The following is a 17,125-nucleotide window of genomic DNA, read 5'->3' as shown; positions in this document are numbered from 1 at the left end:
GGCACACGGGCGCTGCGGCGAGAACCGGAAGTGGACCTGGCACTACCCCGACGTGCTCTCCCTGACGATCAGCCGGTGGGGCACCACGATCTCGGACGGCGCGGAGGGTGTCCCGGTGATCGACTCGAGCAGCGTGTTGACCGCCCGGCGCGCGATCTCCCCCTTGTCGGGGGCGATCGTGGTCAGGCTGGGCGTGCTGAACTGGCCCTCTTCGATGTCGTCGAGGCCGACCACCGCCACGTCGTCGGGGACACGGCGGCCCGCCCTGATCAGCGCCCTGATCGCGCCCAGGGCGAGCAGGTCGTTGTAGCAGAAGACCGCGTCGGGCGGGTCGGGCATGGCCAGCAGCCGCTCCATGGCCTGCGCGCCCAGCCGCCGGTGGAAGTGCGGGGTGGACATGACGAGCTCCTCGTGGACCTCCAGCCCGGCGCGGTTGTGGGCCTGCCGGTAGCCGGCGGTGCGGAGCTGGGCGGTCTCGCCCGTCGCGTACGGCTGGTCGCCGATGGCGGCCACCCGGCGGCGGCCCAGGTCCAGCAGGTGTGTGGTGGCCTCGCGGGCGGCGGCCACGTTGTCGATGGCCACGTGGTGGAAGCTGCCGTTGAAGATGTGCTCGCCGAGCAGCACGATCGGGATCCGGTTGCCGCGCTCGCGCAGCTCCTCGGCGGAGACCGACAGCGGGCTGAGCAGCAGGCCGTCGAACATGGTGGCCCGTGAGTCCCGCCCGAGCAGCTCGCGCTCGCGGTCGCCGTCGCCGTCGGTCTGGTCGATCATGACGACGTAGCCGCGCGCCCTGGCGGCCGTGATGACCTCGCGAGCCAGCTCGGCGAAGTACGGCACGTCCAGCTCGGGCACCACCAGGGCGATCATCCCGGTGCGCCCCTGCTTGAGGTTGCGGGCGATGAGGTTGGGCCGGTAGTCGAGCTCGTCGAGGACGGCCTGCACCCGGGCCCGCAGCTCGTCGGAGACCGGCGCGTAGCCGTTGACGACGTTGGACACCGTACGGATGGAGACGTTCGCCCGTTTGGCGACGTCACGCAGGGTTGGACCGGCCATGCGTCTCCTATACCTCCGGCTGCGGCTGTTGGGAAGATTCTAAACCCGCTCTTGCATCGTTGCAGACGAGTATGCATGATGTCTGCATCGTTGCAGAGCCCTCACAACGTCTTTTTCCGCCCGGCGAGGAGTTCGAGATGTCCACACACGCTATGGGTCGCCGTGGTTTCCTCAAGGGAGCCCTGGGCATCGGCGCGCTGGCCGCCACCGGCTCGCTCGCGGCCTGCGCCCCGGGCGGCCCGAGCACACAGCCCAGCAAACTGGCCGCGCCGACCGCCTCCGCGTCGTCGGCCAAGGGCGAGATCACCATCTGGAACCGGTCGGGCGACCTGTTCAAGGTGTTCGACGCGGCGATCGGCGAGTTCCGCAAGACGTACCCGAACGTCAAGGTGAACCACCAGGCGGTGGACATCGACGCCAAGCTGGCCAACACCCTGATCAGCGGGACCGACGTGCCCGACGGCAGCTTCTGGGACGACGCCAAGATCGGCGGGCAGGCCGAGCACCTCTTCGACCTGACGGACCTGATCGCGCCCTACCGGGACCAGACCTCTGCCTACAAGCTGTCGGTCAACACCGTGGAGGGCAAGATCTACGGCGTGCCGTGGGATCTGGACCCCGGGCTGCTCTGGTACCGCGAGGACATCCTGGAGAGCGCCGGGGTCGATCCGGCGAGCCTGGCGACGTACGACGACCTGCTGACGGCCGCCCGCACGGTCAAGGAGAAGGACCCCAAGACCAAGCCCATCCACCTGGAGAAGACGCCGTTCCTCAGCCAGCTCTGGCTGGAGATGCTGGCGAACCAGCAGGGCACCAGCCTCACCGACGCGCAGGGCAAGCTGCGGCTGGACTCCGAGGAGTACCGGCGGATCTTCGGCTGGATCCAGTCGGCGGTCAAGGACGGCCTGGTCACCCACGCGCCCTACCTGGAGCCCGCCGACGTCAACACGCTCGACAGCGGGCAGCAGGTGTTCGTGCCGTGGGCGATCTGGTGGTCGTTCGCGCCGCAGCAACTGCTCAAGGCCACCAAGGGCAAGTGGCGGGCCGCGCCGCTGCCGGCCTGGACGCCGGGCGGCGCGCGCAGCGGCGCGATGGGCGGCAGCAGCTTCGTCATCCCGGCCAAGGCCAAGAACCCCGAGCTGGCCTGGCTGCTGTACGAGTTCCTCTGCTTCAAGGAGCCCGGCTACACCGCCGTGTACGGCCCCAACGACATCTACCCCGGCGGCCTGTCCACCTCGATCCCCAGCTTCACCCCTGCCCTCGACCCGGCCAAGCCGCTGTTCAAGCCCATCGAGGCGCTCGGCGGCCAGGACCTGTGGAAGGTCGCCGTCGAGGCCGCCGCCACCATCCCGGCCGCCGCGCCGATCCCGTGGTGGTGGGCCCAGTCGGTGGACTACCTGGGCAACAACGTGCAGCGCCTGATGGAAGGCAAGATGTCCCCTGACCAAGTGATCTCCGAGTCGGCCGAGAAGATCCAGCGCAACCTGATCGATCGCTCATGAGGTCCACGCGGCTGTCGCCGTACCTGTTCATCGCCCCGTTCTTCCTGGTCTTCGCCGCGTTCGGGATCTATCCGCTGATCTACGCGCTGCAGCTCAGCTTCATGCGCTGGCGGGGCGCGGGCGCGGCCCACTGGGTCGGGGCGGACAACTACCTCTACCTGCTGACCAGCCCGGACTTCTGGGCCTCGCTCGGCAACAGCGCGGTCATGTGGCTGCTCATCGTGCCGATCCAGGTCGTGGCCGGGCTGGGCGGCGCGGTGCTGCTGGCCAACGCCAAGCTGCGGCTGCGCGGGTTCTTCCGGGTGGCGTTCATCGCGCCGTTCGTGACCCCGCTGGTGGCCATGGCGCAGGTGTGGATCGTGGTGTTCGACCAGGACTACGGGCTGATCAACTATCTGCTCAACCTGCTCGGGCTGCCCGACGTGGGCTGGCTGACGTCCACGACCTGGTCCAAGCCGACGCTGGCGCTGCTGTTCCTGTGGAAGACCACGGGGTTCGCGATCATCATCCTGCTCGCGGGCCTCCAGGCCGTCCCCGGCTCCGTATACGAGGCCGCCGCCCTCGACGGCGCCACCCGATGGCGCCAGTTCTGGTCGATCACCGTGCCGCTGGTGCGCCGCAGCATGGCGTTCCTGGTGGTCATCCAGACGCTGGCGGTCTTCCAGATGTTCGCCGAGCCGTTCGTGGTCACCGAGGGCGGCCCGTACGGCTCCACCACCACCGCCGGCCTCTACCTGTACGACCACATCACCGCCTCCGACCTGGGCACCGGCGCCGCGAACTCGTTCCTGCTGGTCCTGCTGGTCTTCGGCCTGTCGCTGGTCTCGGTCAGGCTGCTACGCCCGAAGGACGAGGTGTCATGAACCAGGCCAGGCCGGGGATCGCGCAGTACGCGATCCTGGCGCTGCTCGCGATCGCGTTCCTGTACCCGATCTGGTGGGCGGTCAGCTCCTCGTTCAAGCCGGCGGCGGAGATCATCGCCAGCCCGCTGTCGCTCGGCGAGCTGACGCTGGACAACTACCGGGCGATGTTCGCCGACGTGCCGATGGGCACCGGGTTCGCCAACACGGCGCTGGTGCTCGCGGTCAAGGGCGCGATGACGATGTTCTTCGCCCCGCTGGCCGGTTACGCGTTCGCCAAGTACGACTTCCCGTTCAAGAACCTGCTCTTCGGCACAGTGCTGCTGACGCTGATGCTGCCGACCCTGGTGCTGATCATCCCCCTGCTGCTGGAGATGAGCGCGCTGGGCTGGGTGAACACGTATCAGGCGCTGATCCTGCCGGGCAGCATCGACGCGTTCAGCATTTTTTGGATGCGGCAGACCATCGCCGCCATCCCGAACGAGCTGATCGACGCCGGGCGGGTGGACGGCGCGGGCGAGTTCGGCATCTTCGCCAAGGTCGTGCTGCCGGTGATCCGCCCCGGCCTGGCCGCGCTGGCCGTGCTGACCACGATGAACGTCTACAACGACTTCGTCTGGCCGGTCGTCGCCGTCAACGACACCTCGCACCAGACCCTCCAGGTCGTCCTGGCCACGCTGGCGCAGAACATCACCGGCAACCGGATCGGCGCCGACTTCGCCACCGTGTGGGGCGAACTGCTGGCCGCCGGGAGCATCGCCATGCTGCCGCTGCTGGTGATCTTCGTCCTGCTGCAGCGCCACTTCATCAACGGCATCCTCGCGGGCAGCGTCAAGGGCTGACCCCGATCACATGAAAGAGAGCACCATGACGCCGCGTGCGGAATATCCCCGGCCCCACTTCGACCGGTCGCACTCCTGGTCGAGCCTGAACGGCGACTGGGACTTCCGGGCCGACTCGGAGCAGGACTGGAACAGGACCATCACCGTGCCCTTCGCCTGGGAGACCCCCGCGTCGGGCATCGAGGCCCACTGGCTGCCCCTGGCCTGGTACCGCCGCCACCTCACCGTCCCCGCCGCCTGGGCCGGGCGGCGGGTCGTGCTCCACTTCGGAGCCGTGCACCACGAGGCCACGGTCTGGGTCAACGACGTCGAGGTGGTCGCGCACCGGGGCGGCTACACGCCGTTCGAGGCCGACATCACCGACGCGCTGCGCGACGGCGGCCCCCAGGAGGTCGTGGTCCGGGTCTCGGCGCCGCAGGACAAGCGGGAGATCGCGCACGGTAAGCAGCGCAGCGTCCCGCGCGACGACTTCGACGGCGTCTGCTTCACCCCGTCGTCGGGGATCTGGCAGAGCGTCTGGCTGGAGGCCAGGCCGGCGACGTACGTCGAGGCGCTCAAGCTGCGGCCCGCGGCAGGGCTGGACGCCATCGAGGTGGAGGCCCGGGTGGCGGGGCCGTCGGAGGCCACGCTGCGGCTGGCGCTGCGCGGGACGAGCGTGACGATCGAGGTCCCGGTCGCCGGCGGTCTCGTGGAGACCGTGATCCCCGTGCCCGAGGCGCGGCTGTGGTCGCCGGAGGACCCGCACCTCTACCACGTGGACGCCACGCTGGCCTCGGCCGACGGGACCGACGAGGTCGCCGCCTACACCGGGCTGCGCCGGATCGAGGTGATCGGCGAGGAGCTGTACCTCAACGGCCGGCGCCTGTTCGTGCGCGGCGTGCTCGACCAGGGCTACTGGCCGCGTACGGGGATCACCGCCCCCGACGACGCCGCGCTGCGTCACGACATCGAGCTGGCCGCGGCGGCGGGCTACAACCTGGTGCGCAAGCACCTCAAGCTGGAGGACCCGCGCTTCGTGCACCACGCCGACGTGCTCGGCATGCTCGTGTGGGCCGAACCCGCCGCGACCGGGCGCTTCTCGGCGGAGTCGGTGACGGCGTTCGAGGAGCAGATCGCGCCCATGGCCGAGCGCGACGGGAACTCCCCGGCGATCGTCATCTGGGGTCTGTACAACGAGGAATGGGGCCTGGACTGGGACATCCCCGGCGACCCGGCCAAGCAGCGGGCGACGGCGCGGGCGTACGAGTTGCTCAAGGCCCTCGACCCGAGCCGGCCCGCCGTGGACAACTCCGGCTGGACCCACGTCAGGACCGACCTGCTCGACTGGCACTACTACGACGAGTCCGCCGCCTCCTGGGCCACGACGGTCGCCGCGCTCATGGACGGCGAGCAGGACGACTTCCCGGTCCGGCTCGGCCCCGACTACGTCGTGCGCAAGAAGCTGGCCGGGACGCCCGCCCAGCCGCTGCGCGGCCTGCCCAACCTCAACAGCGAGTACGGCGGCGGCTTCACCAGCGTCGAGCGGGGCTGGCACCTGCGCTGGCAGACCCAGGAGCTGCGCCGCCACGACCGGATGGCCGGCTACGTCTACACCGAGCTGTACGACATCGAGCACGAGTCCGCCGGCCTGCTGGACTTCGAGCGCCGGGCCAAGGACCTGGCCGGTGTCGACCCGGCCGACGTCAACGCCACCACCACGCTCGTGCTCGACGTCGTCCCCGTGGCGCCGGGCCGCGACCTGCTGAGCGGCACCGGCCAGGTCACGGTTCCGGTCCGCGTCTCGCACCACGGGAGCGAGCCGGTCAACGGCCACCTGCACGCCACCTGGACCACCCGCCTCAACCCCACCCCCGGCGTCCTGGGAGAGGAGGGCCCCTGGGTCGAGGCCAAGCCGTTCCTGCTCAGCGGCCCCGCCGAGCTCCGCGCGGAGCTGCCTGAAGGCTGGGCGAGCGGGCGGCTGCACATCGCGCTGGTCAGCGACGGCGCCGTGCTGGCCCGCGCGGCCGTGGACGTGGACACCCACACCGACTCCGTCATCGGAGACAACCGCTAAGGAGAGCAAGAGTGCGATTCACACCCCCCGCGCGGATCCTGACCGCGTTAGCCCTGATCGGCACGTGCCTGGCAGCACTGGCCGGCCCCGCCTCGGCGGCGCCGGCCGGCCAGGTGCTCTACGCGCCGAACCTGACCACGTATCCCCAGGGTGACGCCAGTTATCCCCGGGCGATCAGGCTCGACCACGACGGGTCGCCGAACGAGACCATGCTGGCCACGTTCGCCCGCCGGGGCCACAACACGCCCTCCTCGTTCCCGATCCACCGCAGCACCGACGGCGGGCGCACGTGGTCGGCGAACCCGATCTCCACGATCACCTCCAACACCTCCGGCTGGGGTCTCGGGGCTCCTGTCCTGTACGAGGTCCCGCGCACCGCGAACGGCCTCAACCAGGGCGACCTGCTGGCGGCCGGCACGGCCTGGGTCGAGGGCGACTTCAGGGCCCAGAAGGTCGAGGTGTTCAAGAGCACCGACCACGGGGTGAGCTGGACGTACCTGTCCAACTGCACCCAGACCAGCGGCCTGCCCAACACGATCGGGCACGGCATCTGGGAGCCGTGGTTCCTGCTGGCGCCGAACAACACGCTGGCCTGCTTCATCTCGGACGAGCGGCCCGCGAACACCGCCACGAACAACCAGGTCATCGGCCACTAAACCTCGACCAACGGCGGCCAGAGCTGGAGCTCCACGCTCACCCAGGACGTGGCCTTCCCGGCCGACAACCTGGCCCGTCCCGGCATGTCGATCCTGACGGCGCTGCCGAACGGGACGTTCCTGATGGCGTACGAGATGTGCAGGGACGCCACCAACGCCGACCACGCCTGCGAGGTCTACACCAAGACCAGCTCCGACGGCCTGAGCTGGGGCTCCGGGGCGGGCACGCTCGTGCGCACGTCCGACGACCGCGAGCTGCTGCACACCCCGTACGTCGCCTGGCTGCCCGGCGGCGGCGCCAACGGCACCCTGCTGCTGTCCGGCCAGCGCGTCGTGGCGGGCCCGACCGGCAACAAGACCGTGCTGGGCGAGTCCGGCCAGGTCCTGTTCGCCAACACGAACCTCGGGGTGGGCGCGTGGACCGAGATCGAGGCTCCGGTGCACATCTCGCCCACAGGCGGCTACTCCGCCGGTGAGCCGTCCTGCCCGGGGTACAGCTCCCCGATCACGCCCCTGGCCAACGGCACCGACTTCCTCTACCTGGCCGCCACCCACCTGACCGGCAACCAGTGCCAGGTCAAGTACGGCATCGGCACCCTGCCCGGCAGGGCCGGCCAGATCACCGGCCCGGCGGCGGCCGGTAAGTGCCTGGACGTGGACACCAACACCAACGCCAACGGCAACGCCGCCCAGCTCTGGGACTGCGGCGTCGCCACCGGCCAGCGCTGGTCCAAGCACCCCGACGGCACCCTGCGGGCCTTCGGCAAGTGCCTGGACATCGACGCCAACGGCACCGCCAACTTCACCAAGGTCCAGCTCTGGCAGTGCAACACCAACGGCGGCCAGAAGTGGGTCCACCAGGCCAACGGCTCGCTGCTGAACCCGCAGTCGGGCCGCTGCCTCGACGCCCCCGGCGGCGCCACCGCCAACGGCACGAAGCTGCAGATCTACGACTGCAACGGGCTCGACCCGCAGAAGTGGACCCTGCCGGCCTAGACGTCCTCGATGGTGAGCGGGCGGGGCCGCGTGCCGTCGGTGGCCGTGCGGCCGGTGACGTGCACGGTCGCGCCCGCCTCCAGCAGCCCGAGCGCGATCCCGCTGCCGACGCCGGGTCGCGCCGGTCACCACGCACACCTTGCCGGACAGGCTCCGCATGTCGGCTGAGCCTACTGAAAGTTTCACGCCTTCGCGCAGGTCAAAGCCATGGTGTGCGGCCGTCGCATTGACGGGGTCGCGGGGCGCTGGCGAGCATGACGCCGCGCTCTCCTCCCCTGCGAAAGGGCCCTCTCATGCATCTGCCCAAGGCGGCGACGGCCGCCCTGGCCACGCTGGTCACCGCGGCCGCGATCGCCGTGGCGGCGACCACCGCCGCCACCCCGGCCGGCGCGGCCGCCGGCACCGGCACCGGCTACCTGCGCACCAGCGGGAACAAGATCGTCGACAGCACCGGCGCGACCGTGCGCCTGACCGGGATCAACTGGTTCGGGATGGAGACCGACAACCGCACCTTCCACGGTCTGTGGTCGAGCAATCCCTGGAAGAACCAGGTCGACAAGATGGCCTCGCTGGGTTACAACACGCTCCGGGTGCCGTACTCGAACGACGCCCTCAAGCCGGGCGCGACGGCCACCGGCATCAACGACTACATCAACCCCGACCTGATCGGCCTGCCGCCGCTGCAGATCCTGGACAAGGTCATCGAGTACGCCGGCACCAAGGGCATGCGCGTCATCCTCGACCGCCACCGCCCGACCGCCGCCGGGCAGTCACCGCTCTGGTACGTCTCCGCCACACCGGAGAGCACCTGGATCAACGACTGGAAGGCGCTGGCCCAGCGCTACGCGGGCAACACCACGGTCATCGGCGCCGACCTGCACAACGAGCCGCACGCCGAGGGCACCAACCCCAACGCCACCGGCGCGTGCTGGGGCTGCGGCGACCAGGCCCGCGACTGGCGGCTGGCCGCCGAACGGGCCGGCAACGCGGTCCTGTCCGTCAACCCGAACTGGCTGATCTTCGTCGAGGGCGTGAGCTGCCCGAGCGGCGGCCTGTCCAACGTGTGGGACGGCGACCCGAGCAACGACGAGGACTGCGGCTGGTGGGGCGGCAACCTGTCGAAGGCGGGCCAGTTCCCGGTACGGCTGAACGTGGCCAACCGCCTGGTCTACTCCCCGCACGACTACGCCACCTCGGTCTACCGGCAGAGCTGGTTCGACGCCCCCGACTACCCGGCGAACCTGCCGGCCATCTGGGACAAGTACTGGGGCTACCTGTACAGGCAGAACATCGCGCCGATCATGCTCGGCGAGTTCGGCACCACGCTGGCGGCGAACGTCGACAGGATCTGGTTGCAGGAGCTCATGAAGTACATGGGGACCGGGGTGAACGGGATGTCGTTCACGTACTGGTCGTGGAACCCGAACTCGGGCGACACCGGTGGCATCTCCAACGACGATTGGACCACCATCAACCAGGCCAAGCAGGACATCCTCCAGCCGTACCTGATCTCGCCGGCCGGGGGTGCGACGCCTACCGTGACGCCGACGGTCAACCCTCCTGGGCAGTGCGTGGTGACGTACCGGGAGACGAACGCCTGGCAGGGCGGGTTCCAGGGTGAGCTGACGGTCCGGAACACCGGGAGCGCGGCCATCCCGAACTGGAGCGCCACGTGGACGTTCCCGTCGGGGGTGACGCTGGGCAGCGGCTGGAACGCGGTGGTGACGCAGTCGGGGACGACCTGGACCGCCAAGGGCCCGGACCACGCGCGGAGCCTGCCGGCGGGCGGCTCGGCGACGATCGGCTTCACCGCCAACGGCCCAACCGCCCAACCCACCAACCCAACCTGCGGCTGACCCAAGCACCAGCACCTCCCGCCCATCACCACCCCGGGCGCGGGGGTGCTGGCTCTTTGAAAGGAGCGATGGGGTGCCGCGGCACAGGGCGCGTGAGGGTTCGGGCGAGGCGGCGATTCGGTGTAAGGGGTCAGGTGAAGGGTTGGGCTATGTGGTGGAGGGTTTCGGTCATGACCTCGCGGAGGGTGCGGGCCTGCTGTTCCTCCGTCCACACATGCGTGGCCAGCCGCACCGCCACCAGGAAGGCCGCCGCCATGACCCGGGCCGGCACCGGGCTGTCGCGTTCGGCGATCGCGTCGGCCAGGTCGCGCTCCAGGGCCGCGTGGTTCGCCAGTTGGCGGGCCAGCAGCGACGGGTGCCGGCGGGCCAGCCGGGTGCGCAGCGCCCACTCGCGCTCCGGCTCCCCCAGGTAGCGGTGCAGGTCGTCGATCGAGCCGCACAGCGCCTGCCAGGCCGGCAGCTCGGGCGGCTGGGCGCGTACCTGCTCCACGAGCCGGCGGATGCGCTGCTCCTCCCCGTAGAGCAGCGCGTCCTCCTTGCCGTCGAAGTAGTTGGAGAAGGTCCGGCGTGAGATGTTGGCCGCGTCGGCGATCGACTCGACCGTGACGGCGTCGAGCCCGTGCTCGGTCACCAGCCGCAGCGCCGCCTCGTGAACGGCCTGACGCGTCTCGGCCTTCTTGCGCTCGCGCAGCCCCACCGTGGTCTCCATGATGCGGTCATCCTATGAGGCGCGGGCGTGCGAGCCCCGGCTGCGGTCAGGGCTCGCACAAGATCAATTCCACCCGATCGGGAGAGAATCCGCCCGCCAATTGATCATTTAGCTAAGTATCTGAGGCTTGACCCGTGGCTTACCGGTAGTGGATAACGGTATTCCGACAGGGGGAGTAAACCGCACTGTTACGGAGACCCCGATGGCAAGCCCCGCTTCTCCTGCGTTGGTCGGGCGCGACGCCCAGCTGCGATTACTCGTCGCCGCCCTCACCAGCCCGCCCTCCGTCACCCAGGTGCAGGGCGAGGCCGGTATAGGCAAGACCAGTCTCGTCAGAGCGGCGATCGACCCGCTCCGCGACGGCGAGGCGACGGTGCTGCTCGGCCACTGCCACCAGATCCGCGAGCCCTTCCCGTACGGGCCCGTCCTCGACGCCCTGCGGCATGTCGTGCCACCGGCCCGCGACCAGCTCAACCCCGTCACCGGGGCGCTGCGCGGCTACCTGCCCGAGCTGGCCGGACGCCTGCCGGAGGCCCCGTCCCCGCCCGCGCTCGACGATCCCCGGGCCGAGCGGCACCACCTCTTCCGCGCGGTCCACGCGCTGCTGGGCGCGGCAGGCCCCGTCGTGCTGGTGGTCGAGGACCTGCACTGGGCCGACGACGGCACCCGTGACCTGCTGCGTTTCCTCACCGGGCAACCGCCCGACGGGCTGGCGGTGGTGGTGACGTTCCGCAGGGAGGAACTGCCGGTGCCGGGGCTGCCGTTCGGGCACGCGTACCGGAGGGCGCCGGGGGTGCGCTGTGAGGTGATCTCGCTGACGCCGCTCGACGTCGAGGGGGTGCGCAGCCTGACCGGCGCCCTGCTCGGCCGGTCCGCGCCGACCGCGGACTTCGCCGCCAAGCTGCACGAGCGCACCGCGGGGGTGCCGTTCGTGATCGAGGAGGTGGTGCGCTCGTTGCTCGATGACGAGGGCCGGTTGCCCGAGCCGGAGGCGCTCGATCGCATGGCCGTGCCGATGCTGCTGCGCGAGGCCATGGCCGAGCGGCTCACCGGGCTGTCGCCGGCCGCGCTGCGCGCCGTGCACGCCGCCGCCGTGCTGGGACTGCCCGCCGAGGAGTCGCTCATCGCCGCCGTCTCCGGGCCGCCCCGCCAGGCCGGCCCGCCGCTCAGCGAGGCGCTGCAGGCCGGGGTGCTGCTCGAACACCAGGACGGCCAGTACGGCTTCCGCCACGCCCTGGCCCAGCAGGCCGTCTACGACGCCATCCCGGGCCCCGACCGCCGCCTCACCCACCGCCGGGCCATGGCCGCGCTGGCCGCGCTCGACCCGCCGCCCCTCGTGCAGCTCGCCCACCACGCCCGCCGCGCCGGCGACCTGGCGGCCTGGCAGCGGCACGGCTGCGCCGCCGCCGACCACGCCGCCGCGCTCGGCGACATCCCGCTGGCCGTCGAGGTGCTCGAAGGGCTGCTCGCCGACCCCAAGCTCCCCCGTGACGCCCGCGGCCCGCTGGCGCTGCGGCTCAGCAGGGTCGCCGCGATCGGCCTGTCGCACCGCCGCGTCGTCCGCATCCTGCGCCACCTGCTCTCCGACGACTTCCTGTCCCGGCGGGCACGCGGCGAGGCCCGCCTCAACCTGGGCGTGCTGCTGTCCAACCAGGCGGGCGCGGTCGCCGCCGGACGCCAGGAGATCCTGGCCGCGCTCCCCGACCTGGCCGACAGCCCCAGCCTGGCCGCCCGCGGGCTGGCCCTGCTGGCGATGCCCGCGTGGGGCGGCGAGCCGCTCGCCATGCACGAGGAGTGGATGGCCCAGGCCGAGAAGCTGCTGGTCGAGGATCAGGACCCCGAGTTGACGGCCGCCGTGCTGGCCAACAAGGTCAGCCTGGCCATGCTGGTCGGTGCCCCGGACGCGTTCGAGCTGGCCGGTACGCTGCCGGTCAACGACCCGTCCGCCGCCGTACGCAGGCAGGTGGCCCGCGGCTACTCCAACCTCTACGACGCCGCCCTCGCGCTCGGGCACTACCCCGCGGCCGAGCGGTTCGCGGAGCGGAGCAGGAGGATCGCCGAGGAGACCGGCGCGCTCTACCCGGTGTTCCTGGTGGAGATGTCGTCGATCAGGCTCGACCTGCTGACCGGCCGCTGGGACGGCCTGCGCGAGCGGGCGGCCGCCGCCGTGGAGATGACGTTCGAGGCGCCGCTGCTGGCGGTCGAGGCCCGGCTGGCGCTCGGCATGCTGGCCCTGGCCAGGGGCGAGTGGGACGAGGCCGGCGCGCACCTGGAGGCGGCCGGCGTGCGGGACCTGGACTCGGGCTTCCTGCCGGTCGCGGTGGCCGGTTCGAGCGGGCTGGTCGAGCTCCACCTGACCAGGGGCGCGCTGGAGCCGGCGCTGCGCGAGGCCGACCTGGCGGTGACCCGGCTGCGCCGCAAGGGCGTGTGGGTGTGGGGCGACTCGCTCGTGCCCGCCGCCGTGGCGGCGCTGCTGCGGGCCCGGCACACGGAGGAGGCGGCGGGGCTGGTGGCCGAGTTCGCGGCGGGCATCGAGGGCCGCAACTCGCCGTCGGCGCACGCCGGGCTGGACGCCGCCCGTGGGGCGCTGGCCTGGGACGCCGGCGGGTTCGACGAGGCGGCCCGGTGTTACGCGCGGGCGCGGACGGCATACCAGGCGATGCCCAGGCCGTACGCGGCGGCGCGGGCGGCCGAGTCGGAGGCCGCCGCGCGGCTCGCGCTCGGGGACCGGGAGCGCGCCGCCGATCTGGTCGCCCACGCGGGCGAGCGGTACGCGGCGCTCGGCGCCACCCACGACGCGGCCCGCTGCCGGCGGGTGCTGCGCGAGATCGGCCCTGATCGTGGCCGGGCCGGCGCGCCGCGGCGCGGCAGGAAGGGCGGGAGCGGGGTGCTGTCGCCCCGGGAGAGCGAGGTGGCCCGGCTGGTCGCGCTCGGGCGGACGAACCGGGAGATCGCCGAGGTGCTGTTCCTGTCCCAGCGGACGGTGGACACCCATGTGGCCCGGGTGCTGCAGAAGCTGGGGGTGCGGACGCGGGCGGAGGTGCGGGAGCCCTGGCCGGGGCTCCCGCACGAGGGTTAGACGGTGATGCTCCAGGAGTCGAGGAAGCCGGTGTCACCGGAGTAGACGTCCTCGATGTCGAGCACCCAGGTGCCGGCGGCCTGCTGGCTGACCGGGACGGAGAACGTCCTGGTGCCGTACGAGGTGCAGGTCGTGCCGCCGTAGCGGTCGACGGCGTACCAGGTGCCGTTGGGGCCGCGTACCCAGATGTCGAGGTCCTCCGCGCAGGTGTGGCTGATCGTGATGGACAGCCGGACCGGGGAGGTCGCGGTGCCCGACGCGGTGGAGACGATCGAGCTCTGGGTGTTGCTGAAGTCGGCGATCGGATAGTTGGTGTCGTTGGTGAACGTCCTGCCGCCCGAGGTGCCCTGGACGGTCAGCGCGTACGTCGTCGTGCGGGTCGCGGTCTCGCCCGTGCCGGTCACGGTGACGGTGTAGCTGCCCGCCGGCGTGGTGGACGCGGTCGAGATCGTCAGCGTGGCCGAGCCGCCCGACGACACCGAGCCCGGGTTGAACGCGGCCGTGGCGCCCGTCGGCAGGCCGCTCGCGGACAGGTTCACGGTCTGGGCGGTGCCCGCCGTGGTGCTGGTGCCGATGGTGGACGTGGCCGCCGAGCCGGCCTGCACCGTGCCGGAGGCCGGGTTCGCCGAGATCGAGAAGTCACGCGTGGGCGGGGTGCCGCCGGCCGCCTGCTTCCAGACCGCGTACATGGCCGCGTCCGCCGCCCGGTCCAGGACCGTGTCGTTGATGTTGGTGGTGGTGTCGCAGGAGGCGTGGTAGCAGGTGTCGTACGCGCGCCCGGCCGTGCCGCCCCACTTGGCCGCCTGCGCCGAGGTCTTCGTGGCGCTGGCGCCCGCCGCGACGCCCGAGCTGGCGATGCCGGCGTTGCGGAAGGAGGCGTCGTCGGAGCGGTTGGCGCCCTCGACGTTCTCCTCGGGCTGGAGGCTGAGCCGGTCGTAGAACTCCTTGAGGTAGGCGGCCCCGGTGGTGGTGATGTTGTTGATGAAGTAGCCGCCGTTGGTGGAGCCCGTCATGTCGTAGTTGTAGTAGACCTGGATCCGCGACCGCTCGGCGGCGCTGAGCGAGGCGACGTAGAACTCCGAGCCGTTCAGGCCCTGCTCCTCGTCGCTCCACCAGCCGAACCTGACGTGCTTGGTCAGCGTCGGGTTCCGCTGCGCCAGGGTCAGGGCGACCTCGAGCAGGCTCGCCGACCCGGAGGCGTTGTCGTTGATGCCGGGTCCGGCCGCCACGCTGTCGAGGTGCGCGCCGGACATGATGACCTGGTCGGCGTCGCCGCCGGGCCAGTCGGCGATCAGGTTCGGGCCCGCGCCGCTGGTGCAGGTCGACGTGCCGCAGTTCTGCCGGACGACCGTGTACCCGGCCGCGCGCAGCCTCTCCTCGATGTAGGAGACCGACTGCAGGTAGCCGTTGCCGGTGGACCTGCGGTTGCCGCCGTTACCGGTCGCGATCGACTGGAACTGGGTGAGGTGGGACTTGACGTTGGCCAGGCTGATGTCCGGCGGGTCGCCGCCGCCCGGCCCCTGGCCGACTGTGAGGGTGTAGGTGGCGGTGTGCGTGGTCGCGCCGGCGCCGGTCACGGTGATCGGGTACGTCCCCTGCGCCGTGGACGACCCGACCGACAGCCGCAGCGTCGAGGAGGTGCCCGAGGTCACCGAGGTGGGAGTGAAGGCCGCCGTGGTGCCGGACGGAAGGCCCGAAGCGGTCAGGTTCACCGTCTGGGCGCTACCGGAGGTCGTCTGCGTGTTGACCGTGGCCGTCACTTGCTGGCCCGGTGACGCGCTACCGGCCGACGGGTTGAGCGTGAGCGAGAAGTCGTTGCCCGGCGTGCCGCACGCGGGCTCGCCCGACGCCGCCGCCACGCTGACCCCGCTCCACGCGGCCTTGGTGGTGTTGCACTCCGCGCTGTTCGCGCCGAACAGCTCGATGGCGGCCGCGACGGAGGCGGCGCGCACGTTGGTGTAGCGCCAGCTCGAGGTCTTGCGGGCGAGGGCGCCCATGAAGATCTTGCCGGCGTTCTGGATGCCGACGCCGGTGACCGACGAGGGGCCGCCGGAGCAGATCGGGCTCGTCGGCTTGCCGCCGCCGGGGTTGTTGCCCTCGGCCAGCAGGTAGAACCAGTGGTTCAACGGGCCGGCCGCCGCGTGCACCTCGGTGCCGGGGATCGACGAGGAGTAGCAGTTCGGGTCGCCGAGCGCGCTCGGGTTGTACATGTTGCGGATCGGTCCCTGGCCGACCAGGTTGACCTCCTCGCCCACCAGGTAGTCGGGCGGGTCGCCCGCGTGGTTGGCGTACGCCTCGGTGAGCGCGCCGAAGATGTCGCCGGTGGCCTCGTTGAGGCCACCGTTCTCGTTGCCGGAGCCGGCGCCGCCGGGCGTGGTCTGGAAGATCGCGTGGCCGAACTCGTGGGCCACGACGTCGATGGGGGTCGCCTGCGCGGTGTTGGCCTGGTTGTGGCCGAAGTTGGTGTAGCTGCCGTTCCAGTACGCGTTGACGTCGTTGAGCCCGACGCGGGCGGGGAAGCCGCGGCCGCTGCCGTTGATGCCGTTGCGGCCCAGCCAGTCGCGCAGCATGTCCCATTCGCGCTGGACGCCGTACAGAGCGTCCACGCAGGCGGTCTCCAGGTTGGTGCCGGAGCCGTTGCCCCAGGCGTCGTCCGTGCCGGTGTAGGCGCTGCCGTTCTGGCCGCCGCACTGGATGCCCGGCCTGGTGGTGTCGGTCATCGCGTACGAGCTGCCGGAGCCGCTGGTGTTGATCGTGACCTGGCCGTAGTAGTAGCCGTTGCCGGTGCCCGCGCGGACGAGGTCGTAGGAGTCGGCGATCTCACCGGTGCGCGCGTCCACGAACACGTGCTGGATGCTCGGCTTGCCGCCGGCGATGCCGCCGACCACGGCCTCCCAGGTCAGCCTGGGCTTCTCACCCCAGGCCAGCACGACCAGGCGCGGCGCGGCGGTGTCGTCCACCCGCGAGAGCCTGGTCCCGGCGACCTCGGTGGCTCGCTCGGCGCTGATCGAGGGCCTGGTCGGCACGCCCCGCGGGCTCGGGCCGCGCGCCGCGACCGTGTCCCTGACGTGCCCCGCCGCGTCGGTGACGACGACCGCGTCGCCGCCGACCATCGGCAGCCCCTTGTACGTGCGCTCGTAGGCCACGTAGAACATCTCGCTCGCGCCCGGGGTGACCGCGACCCGGCTGTAGGCCTCGTCGGGACCCCTGGTGAGCTCGTCGAGCTGGCTGGAGACCGCCTTGTCCGCGACCGCCGCCGCGAGTGAGGCGGGGTCGGCCGCCGCGAGCCTGGCCGTGCTCTCCTGGGACTTGGTGACCCCGGGAGGGGCGGCGTTCGCGGATGGCACGGGTAACGCCATCGTCGCGGCCGTGGCCATGCCGACGACCGCCGCGAGTAAGGCTTTGCGTTTCACGCTTGGTGCTCCTTTCGGCGGTTTCCCTGGGCCGCCGCGGCTTGTGAGCGCGCGACGGCCACCGCGTAACCCGGGTTCGCCTGGGTTCGCGGGGGTGTCAGGGAAA

At 71.4% G+C, this 17,125-nt stretch carries 11 protein-coding genes; 8 read left to right on the top strand and 3 right to left on the bottom strand.

Features of this window, described 5'->3' with window-relative positions; genetic code table 11:
* Window positions 1-42 precede the first annotated feature (42 nt).
* A complete protein-coding gene (locus tag AB0I15_RS04910) occupies window positions 43-1,053 on the bottom strand; it encodes a LacI family DNA-binding transcriptional regulator (protein ID WP_358090251.1) in 1,011 nt (336 codons plus the stop codon).
* Window positions 1,054-1,190: 137 nt separating this feature from the next.
* On the opposite strand from AB0I15_RS04910, the gene AB0I15_RS04905 reads away from it, so the two are divergent.
* From AB0I15_RS04905 to AB0I15_RS04875, 7 genes are all read left to right on the top strand, one after another.
* Window positions 1,191-2,555: a substrate-binding domain-containing protein gene (locus AB0I15_RS04905; RefSeq protein ID WP_358090248.1), complete on the top strand. Its 1,365-nt coding sequence runs from the start codon at window positions 1,191-1,193 to the stop codon at window positions 2,553-2,555.
* The gene (locus tag AB0I15_RS04900; RefSeq protein ID WP_358090245.1) at window positions 2,552-3,418 is read left to right on the top strand and encodes a sugar ABC transporter permease; all 867 of its coding nucleotides are present in this window, start codon (window positions 2,552-2,554) and stop codon (window positions 3,416-3,418) included. The genes AB0I15_RS04905 and AB0I15_RS04900 overlap by 4 nt, the downstream gene beginning before the upstream one ends.
* Complete coding sequence (locus tag AB0I15_RS04895; RefSeq protein WP_358090241.1) at window positions 3,415-4,257, top strand: carbohydrate ABC transporter permease; 843 nt, start codon at window positions 3,415-3,417, stop codon at window positions 4,255-4,257. Before AB0I15_RS04900 ends, AB0I15_RS04895 begins: the two co-directional genes overlap by 4 nt.
* Window positions 4,258-4,282: 25 nt before the next feature.
* The gene (locus AB0I15_RS04890) at window positions 4,283-6,310 is read left to right on the top strand and encodes a sugar-binding domain-containing protein (RefSeq protein ID WP_358090238.1); all 2,028 of its coding nucleotides are present in this window, start codon (window positions 4,283-4,285) and stop codon (window positions 6,308-6,310) included.
* An 11-nt stretch (window positions 6,311-6,321) separates the two neighbouring features.
* Window positions 6,322-6,966: a sialidase family protein gene (locus AB0I15_RS04885; protein ID WP_358090234.1), complete on the top strand. Its 645-nt coding sequence runs from the start codon at window positions 6,322-6,324 to the stop codon at window positions 6,964-6,966.
* A 48-nt stretch (window positions 6,967-7,014) separates the two neighbouring features.
* On the top strand, window positions 7,015-7,962 hold the full coding sequence (locus tag AB0I15_RS04880; RefSeq protein WP_358090232.1) for an RICIN domain-containing protein: 948 nt from the start codon (window positions 7,015-7,017) through the stop codon (window positions 7,960-7,962).
* 293 nt (window positions 7,963-8,255) lie between these two features.
* Window positions 8,256-9,818, top strand: a complete 1,563-nt coding sequence (locus AB0I15_RS04875) for a cellulase family glycosylhydrolase (RefSeq protein WP_358090229.1) — start codon at window positions 8,256-8,258, stop codon at window positions 9,816-9,818.
* A 130-nt stretch (window positions 9,819-9,948) separates the two neighbouring features.
* Here the strand turns inward: AB0I15_RS04875 and AB0I15_RS04870 are convergent, their stop codons facing one another.
* Window positions 9,949-10,527: a TetR family transcriptional regulator gene (locus AB0I15_RS04870; RefSeq protein ID WP_358090226.1), complete on the bottom strand. Its 579-nt coding sequence runs from the start codon at window positions 10,525-10,527 to the stop codon at window positions 9,949-9,951.
* A gap of 202 nt (window positions 10,528-10,729) precedes the next feature.
* Here AB0I15_RS04870 and AB0I15_RS04865 point away from each other — a divergent pair, with 202 nt between their 5' ends.
* Window positions 10,730-13,606 carry an AAA family ATPase gene (locus AB0I15_RS04865; RefSeq protein ID WP_358090223.1) on the top strand — a complete coding sequence of 959 codons (2,877 nt, stop codon included), beginning with the start codon at window positions 10,730-10,732 and terminating at the stop codon, window positions 13,604-13,606.
* Here AB0I15_RS04865 and AB0I15_RS04860 read toward each other — a convergent pair.
* Window positions 13,603-17,019 (bottom strand): M28 family peptidase, encoded by a 3,417-nt coding sequence (locus tag AB0I15_RS04860; RefSeq protein WP_358090221.1) that lies wholly within the window; start codon window positions 17,017-17,019, stop codon window positions 13,603-13,605. The genes AB0I15_RS04865 and AB0I15_RS04860 overlap by 4 nt on opposite strands.
* Between the last annotated feature and the right edge of the window lie 106 nt (window positions 17,020-17,125).

Origin of the sequence: Nonomuraea sp. NPDC050643, from assembly GCF_040654715.1 — a bacterium.
In the GTDB taxonomy this organism is placed as follows: Bacteria; Actinomycetota; Actinomycetes; order Streptosporangiales; family Streptosporangiaceae; genus Nonomuraea.
This window is presented reverse-complemented; position numbering and strand designations above follow the sequence as displayed.